Below are 7,446 nucleotides of genomic sequence, written 5' to 3' on the forward strand. Positions count from 1 at the left end.
ACAAGTTGTTACAGTGAGATGTTTACCGAAGCTGTGAACATGCGCGGGGTCGGGTAACTGCTGAATTCAATTCCCTGCCCGAAATTCCCCGAATACGTGCTCACCTCCGGGTTATAACCGCCATATTTTGTAATCAAAAAGAAGTTCTGGACGCTAAGCGCAACATTGGCGCTTCTGTACAGTTTGCTTTTCTGAGGCGTAAACTGGTAGCTGATAGAAAGGTTTTTACCACGAATAAAGGAACCATCCTCGACATGTCTGGTCGATAACCGCAGGTCACTGCTCTTACGAACTTTGGCCACCGTATTGCTCGGGTTTTCCGGCGTCCATCTGTCCAGCAAGGTGGCATAGCTGTTCGCTTGCGTTTGCCTGTCTTCCAGCACGATCGGGTTCAGGTTCATATTGTCATTCCCGTGAACGCCCTGAATCTGAATATCCAGTGTGAATTTTTTATAGGATACCCTGTTTGAAAGTCCGAAAATGAATTTCGGGTTGGTATTGCCGATAATAGACTGGTCTTTTGAATCAATGACACCGTCCCCGTTGATATCCTTGTAGCGGATATCTCCCGGCTTCGCATTAGGCTGGGCACCTCTTTTCACTTCTTCCTCATTCTGGAAAATACCGTCACGGGTCCATCCCCACAAAGATCCGATGGGCTGGCCTACTCTCAGGATATTTGTTTCTGTCACAAAATTAGGACCGGGGAAAATGTCGTCGCCTTCGGGCCCCAGGGCCAATACCTTATTTCTGTTGAAAGATATATTGGCATCTGTCGTCCATTCAACGGCACCGCGGATATTCTCCGTGCTGACCATTAACTCGATCCCTTTGTTTTCAACCTTTCCGATGTTCTTAAAGATCGAAGCATAGCCGGTTGTAAAAGGCAGTGGTGTGCTAAGCAAAAGGTCGCGCGTCACTTTGTAGTAGGCATCGGCAGTAAATGTAATCCGCCGATCGAGCACACTCAGGTCAATACCCAGATCGGTTTGAGCCGTTTTCTCCCATTTCAGGTTCGGGTTGGGCACGGTGCCCGGCCCCAGGCCTATTGCCCGCTGCCCGCCCACGATGTACGTGAAAGTAGACAGCGACGGGATAGATTGGTATACACCCACTTCCTGATTACCGGTGATTCCGTAGCTCATGCGGAGTTTCAGGTCATCGATGACAGTCTGTTTCTGCATGAATTTCTCCTGACTCACCCGCCACGCAAACGCACCCGAGGGGAAAAATCCGTATTTGTTGCTGGCACCGAATTTCGAAGAACCATCGATACGCCCGGTGAGGGTAAACAAATACTTGTCGTCCAGGAAGTAGTTTACTCTGCCCAGGTATGAGTTCAGCGACCACTGATACGCGTTGGACACGGGAGGGTTAGGCCGGTCGCCGACACCCAGGTTGTTATACTTAAAATAGTCATCATTGAAACCGGTACTTGAAGCTTCGACGCTCTCCCTTTTGAACTTCTGCCAAGTAACACCGGCGAGCAGGTTCAGTTCGTGCCGCGTGTTGATTACCTTGTTGTAGCTCAATGTGTTTTCGTTCTGCCATGAGAAGTCGTTGGTGTTTCCGACCAATGCCGAACCACGTACGGCCCGGGTTCTCCGCAAAGTCGAGGGGCTGAAATAGTTACGTTTCGTATCATTCAGGTCGGCTCCTGCGCTAACTTTCAATTTCAACCCCTGCGCCAGCTCATATTCCGCGAATAGGTTGCCCAGCACCCGGTTCACCGTGTAGATGTCCTTGATCTCTGTGAGAATGGCGACAGGATTGTCCGTGCCCTCTCCGCCCGGATGGTCCGAGCTGTTCGAGTAAGTACCGTCGGCATATTTCACAGGCAGAAAAGGAAACATTTCCAGCATCGCCCGGCTCGCATTCAGCCCTCCGTTATCGGTGTCAATCTTATTGTCTTTCGATCTGTTGATCGTCAGGCTTGTACTTACTTTCAGCCGCTTTGTAACCTGGTTATCAAGGTTCAGGCTTAGATTCACTCTGTTCAGCTTCGAAGCAAGCATAATTCCCTGTTCGTCGAGGTAACCGAGCGACAAAGCGTACCTGCTTTGCTCATTACCACCATAAATGCCAAGTTGATGGTTCTGCCTGAAAGCCGTGCGGGTAGCTTCGTCCTGCCAGTCGGTATCGTACTCGGGGTTGTCAATCTGCGACTGCGTAAACTGGGGTTTGAGCCCCGAGTTTATATAAGCTTCATTTTCCATTTGCATGTACTGTGAGGCATTCAGCATCGGAATCTTCCTGGCGATAACCGACAGTCCGAACTGGCCCGAATAGTTGACCTGCGCGGTTCCGGACTTTCCTCTCTTGGTAGTGATCAGTACTACCCCGTTGGCACCGCGCGCACCATAAATGGATGTCGAAGACGCATCTTTCAGGATTTCCATCGACTCGATGTCGTTCGGATTGATGTACTGCAATCCACCGACACCGATAATGCCATCGATCACATACAGCGGCTCGTTGGTGGCGCTGATCGAATTGCTTCCCCGTATCCGGATAGAGACGTTCCCTCCCGGAGCGGCCGAATTGTTCATCACCTGCACACCCGGCACCCGTCCCTGTATGGCCTCCCCTGCGCTCGTGATCGGCCTGCTCCGGATCGTTTCCGAGCTTATGGATGATACCGACCCGGTAAGGTCCTTACGTTTCTGCGTACCGTATCCCACCACCACTACCTCATCCAGGCTCGTCGAGCCTGCCTCCATCAGGATATCCACCGCCGATTGCCCTTTCAACGGAGTTTCCACACTTTTATATCCGATAAACGATGTTACCAGCACCGCATTCACATCGGGTACGGAAATCGAAAATGTTCCGTCGGGGCCTGTCTGGGTCCCAACACTGCTGCCCTTTACAACAACGTTAGCGCCGGGAACCGGCCCACTGGCGTCCTTGACCGTCCCGCGAACGAGAATCTGCGCAAATGACTCCTGTCCGAGAAACAAAGCGAGCCAAAACAGCATACATGAAAATAGATTTTTTAGCATTTCGCAATAGTCAGATTAGTGGTTAGCAATAGATTTCAGGTTTTATTTGAGGGTAAGCATTCATCAATTCTCATTAATCATTCAGCAAACGATTGCCCAAGACTTTCTTTAAAAAGCCGATACTCCGCTCAGCTTCGTCCAGTTTGCCGCATTCAACGCTCAGGAATATCTCACGATCCACCGGTTCCAGTATTTCAAAAACCTTTTCCCAGTTCACAACGCCCTCACCGCAGGCGCACCCTACCGGAGTGCCAGTCACACTTCCTCTTTCGCTGTTGCTTTGTTCCATGCTGATGTCTTTTGCATGGATGTGCAGTACCCGGTCCCTTACCATGGTGAGGCCGTCATACGGATCTTCCACGCCGGCCAGGTAAGAATTGCCCGTATCCCAGTTAACACCGATCCATGGAGAAGGAACGAGATCGACTATACGCAGTAGGCCTTCCGCGGTTTTGGTGTAGACGCCGTGCGGTTCGATACATAGGCTTACTTTGTGACGTGCAGCCACCATGGCCGCTTTTGTCAGCGTGTATTTCATTGTCTGGTGCGCAAAATCATCATCCATCCATTCCGGTTTAACCATTTCATCGGAATTGACGAATTTTGCGCCCACCGCATCGGCAAAGATGATCGATCTCGTCAAACGCGTCACAGCTGCTTCGGGCTTCATAAGCGGACTGTGGCCGCTGATACTGCTAACTTTGATGTTGTACTTGTCGCAGATCTCCTTCATGAGCAGCGTATCTTCTTCCATCGAGAAGGAATGAAAGTAATCGACTTCACTGAGCAGCTCCCATCCGGTGTGAACCATTGGTTCGATATAATCGTAACCCAATTCAGAGGCTAACTTTACACCTGCTTCGAAACTCATGTCCGAACTCCTGCAATACTCCATGTTGAGGCTTATCCTAAACTTTGCCATTCTGTGCTTATCTAAAAATCAGTTAATAATTGTTTTACAATATTATTACCTGACATAATACCATTTGTTCGTTTTCTTTCGCTGAAAAAAATCAAACAAACGGCAGGGTTCGATGACAATTTTAGGCCGCCTCAACTAGTGTGGTTTTTATTGCATATGCTTACATTCTAGAAATTTGGGATTTTTAGTGACTCTGTTTTATCCTAAGCACTTAGAAACACTTCTTGTTTATCACTGTAAACTTCTCAAAAAACAGAAAGGGCAGGAAATCCGGCTCGAACACTCGGCCACAACACACTTATTATCAACCAACAAGATTATAAAGTAGAGAATTATAGTCAAATAATCCGAAACGCGATGTCTATGTCGCTGATAATAGCAAATCCGGATTTCAGCGTAATATCTGCTGACCTTTCGATCTTTTCTTCTCTTTTTTCCTAAGGTTTTCTGGAACCAGGTCAGCGCCGGTTGTATAAGACGGTTCCAACATTATTTTCAGAAAATCTGCTGTTGATTTGCCTGTTTCGGCTAGCATATCTGATGTACGATTAAATGCCCGTTGGGCAATACCTCGGGCCAGTTCATTGGCCAACGACCTGCTCTGGTAATTTCTCGAAGCAGTTTTGGCCAGAACCCCGAGTTGCTGCCGCTGCATCAATTTGCCATTTTTTTGGATATTAGCGTAAGCAAGTGTTTCTTTAAGCTGCCTTTCAAACCCGAACTTGCGATCAAAAAGGCTTTCTCCGCTTTGCTTGAAAGCGACCCTGTCAAATTGCCCCATCTTTTTAGAATGCTCAGCATTCTTTCCCCGCGAGGTATTCATAGGGCTAAGCTTGATTTTATTAGTGGCATCTTTCCGGCTGACAATGACCTGCACGTGCATCTGCTCGCCCTCCTTGCGCTCACCACGCATTCTGATCCCTTGTTTGACCTCGGGGTCATTGTAGCCATAGTAACGGTAGTTTTCCAGTTTAGCAAACCAAACCAGGTCTTGATGCCTGTCAATGCCGTCCCGGTTAAAGTTCCGGGCATAGGCATCCATCACACTGGCAGCAAATTCTTTCATTTGCTCTTTCGCATCATGCTCGCCATACTGCTTTTTCAGGAACGCAATCTCTTTCTGACTCGGACTGATATTGACCAAAAAGAATTTGGCATCACTCCTGCCTAGCTTGGCGATATTGTTATCGATCTTGGTGACAACCTCATAGGGCCGGATTTCGGACCGCTGCCCGTTAAACCAGTGCTCTACTTTTTGCCTAGGGGCTAGCCGGTTCTCTTTTTCCAGATAATGAACTAGCCCGCCACTGCTGCCTTTATTGTTGGCTTCCTTGTTGTCGGTGATGTTGATAAACATGGTATCTGTTGCTGCTTTACTTACAATAAATTGACTTGCATTTTAGTAGTAGCGATCAGCTCTTCTTTCTCCTTGCCCGGTGTCATCATGCCAAACGAGTCCCTGGATTTGATATAGCTGTCCAGGATATATAGGAATTGCGCTTTCAAAAGCTCCTTGCTTCGTTGGCTTTTCCTAATCATTTCCATAAGCGCATCCGTTTCCTTGAACTTGCGCGCCAGTTCATTTTGATTGTTGAGGAGATCCGAGTTGGCTTTGGCTATTTGGGTGTTAAAGCGCTGGACAATCTCGTCCTGCGATTGAGCTACCCGCTCCATTTCGGTCTTGATCGGGATGAGTAGTATGTCTTCTTGCTTTCGGATAAAGCCGATGTAATCCTTGTGGCTTTTCATCAAGGCACTCTTCAAAAGTTCATCATTTAAATCAGACGGATCCTTCTTGCTTTTATAGAAATAGTCCACCATCTGGATGAAGACATGCCGCTTTGTCCGTCCCAGTTTGCGAGCGATTTTCTCAAACTTTTCGTCGACGGTAGCAGGGTACCTGACCGATTTTACATTGATATCCTCCATAGTTAGTTTTGTTTTGCGGTAAAGGCCGGATAGGCCCGAATGCCTTTGATTTCTGTATCAGGAATACCTTGTGGTATCCCGTTTTCTTCTCTTTCACCAGCGAAAACACAGCGGCGTATCCCCGGAGGATACGCAAAACCCCATTTGCAGCGCAAATGGCAAGCAAAGTAGGGCTCTGCCCAACTTCCGCTTGCTCCTTTTCTTTGACAAGAAAAGGACACGATTGGCAGCTGTCGCCGCCATCTGATCTGCGGACGGTTTTGGGGAACTGTTGAAAGTAAAACTCACATATGCAGTCCACGCGACCTTTTTGTCCCTTCCTGTCTGATCTGCTCTTCATGCTGTTTGCTTGCGACCAGCATATGGTTCAGGTCCTTGTAATTTTGATAAATACCAGACGCGTCGACACAGTTGATCCGCGCATGCTCGAGCTTTTCCAATAGCTTGGTTCCGGCAGCATCGTGGTCTGGATAAGCGAAAACTGTGCGGTAGCTTCTGAGGATATCCAGGCTACGATCTGCCATGTTCACCGAGTTCAGAACAACAAAGTCGCTGCGCACTGGCTCTGGCTTTCGTAGCGTGAGAAGGGAAAGGAAATCGGTGAATCCTTCCAGAACGCAGACCGATTTATGGCCGCGCTCGATATGGGTTATGTCCTTCGGGGAAGAGCTGCCTTTGAAGTACTCACTTCTGAGTTCATAGCCGCCCGATCGGTTTTCAAAACCGGCGGCGAAGTAGCTTTTATCGCCGACCTGATAATAAACCTCCCGGCAAAAGGATTTGGCAATGTCCAGATCGATGTGCCGTGACTTCAGATATCTTGTGATCGCCGGGTTGTTTCCTAAGCCCATTGTGCCGGTAATCTGGATAGCAGGCCGATCCGGTACAATCTTAACGTTCCGGCCTATATGTAAACCAGCTTGTTTGAGATGTTGCGGTTGAAAAGAAAAAAGCTCTGAGCCTAACTTTTCGAGCAGCTCTTTGGTATCGCAACGGAAAAGCGCTTTCCCTAAATCGATGATATCTCCTCCCTGACCGTTTCCGTGATCATAATACAGGTTCAGCTTGGCGTTGACCTTGAAGGAAGGAGTCTTCTCTTCCCGGAATGGAGAGATATACCAATGGTCTTGTCCGCGGACATAACTGGGATGGATATGGCAGTGTTTCAAGAGATCTACAATAGGGATCTCTCTGGCTTGCTCGCAAGTCATAATTTTACTTGGGTTAAAAATTGAAAAAATTGATGAATTGATGCGAAAGGCCCCTAACCTTTTGTATTTCAATCGCTTATATCCGCATCAAAATGCATCAGGGCTTGCATCGCTATTTGGGGTTTGATGCGCGTTGATGCGGATTTTGATGCGCTGTAATTATTTATTAATCAATTAATTAAATATGATGCGCATCAAATCATCAAAAATCAGGGCAATTCGTTAAGCTCATTTATGCGTTTACGGGAGAGGGTATAGTACCTGCCTTTTCCGGTTTGTTCGAAGACAGTGCCATCGGTCAGAAACCGGTATAGCGGGTATGCAAGCGAGTTGCTTGCAGGGCTCAATTTCCAGGCACTTTGCAAGATCCGCTTGATCTGGG

Annotated in this window: 5 protein-coding genes; all 5 read right to left on the reverse strand. The window is 48.0% G+C overall.

The genetic code is table 11. The annotated features are described in order from the left end of the window. Positions 1-8 precede the first annotated feature (8 nt). The 5 genes from AC2YIT_RS29600 to AC2YIT_RS29620 all read right to left on the reverse strand — a co-directional run bounded on the left by AC2YIT_RS29600 (position 9) and on the right by AC2YIT_RS29620 (position 7,064). Positions 9-2,978, reverse strand: a complete 2,970-nt coding sequence (locus AC2YIT_RS29600; RefSeq protein ID WP_487281569.1) for a SusC/RagA family TonB-linked outer membrane protein — start codon at positions 2,976-2,978, stop codon at positions 9-11. Positions 2,979-3,075: 97 nt separating this feature from the next. Then, a complete protein-coding gene (locus AC2YIT_RS29605; RefSeq protein WP_487281570.1) occupies positions 3,076-3,924 on the reverse strand; it encodes a sugar phosphate isomerase/epimerase family protein in 849 nt (282 codons plus the stop codon). Positions 3,925-4,315: 391 nt separating this feature from the next. Continuing rightward, positions 4,316-5,281 carry a DUF5712 family protein gene (locus tag AC2YIT_RS29610; protein WP_487281571.1) on the reverse strand — a complete coding sequence of 322 codons (966 nt, stop codon included), beginning with the start codon at positions 5,279-5,281 and terminating at the stop codon, positions 4,316-4,318. A 20-nt stretch (positions 5,282-5,301) separates the two neighbouring features. Further along, on the reverse strand, positions 5,302-5,853 hold the full coding sequence (locus tag AC2YIT_RS29615) for a BfmA/BtgA family mobilization protein (RefSeq protein ID WP_487281572.1): 552 nt from the start codon (positions 5,851-5,853) through the stop codon (positions 5,302-5,304). A 284-nt stretch (positions 5,854-6,137) separates the two neighbouring features. Next, positions 6,138-7,064, reverse strand: a complete 927-nt coding sequence (locus AC2YIT_RS29620) for a toprim domain-containing protein (protein WP_487281573.1) — start codon at positions 7,062-7,064, stop codon at positions 6,138-6,140. Between the last annotated feature and the right edge of the window lie 382 nt (positions 7,065-7,446).

This window comes from Dyadobacter sp. SRI_021, from assembly GCF_057586235.1.

Coding starts and splice junctions, on each gene's coding strand:
- AC2YIT_RS29600 (WP_487281569.1), bottom strand. CDS start 2,978: ATGCTGTTTTGGCTCGCTTTGTTTCTCGGACAGGAGTCATTTGCGCAG.
- AC2YIT_RS29605 (WP_487281570.1), bottom strand. CDS start 3,924: ATGGCAAAGTTTAGGATAAGCCTCAACATGGAGTATTGCAGGAGTTCG.
- AC2YIT_RS29610 (WP_487281571.1), bottom strand. CDS start 5,281: ATGTTTATCAACATCACCGACAACAAGGAAGCCAACAATAAAGGCAGC.
- AC2YIT_RS29615 (WP_487281572.1), bottom strand. CDS start 5,853: ATGGAGGATATCAATGTAAAATCGGTCAGGTACCCTGCTACCGTCGAC.
- AC2YIT_RS29620 (WP_487281573.1), bottom strand. CDS start 7,064: ATGACTTGCGAGCAAGCCAGAGAGATCCCTATTGTAGATCTCTTGAAA.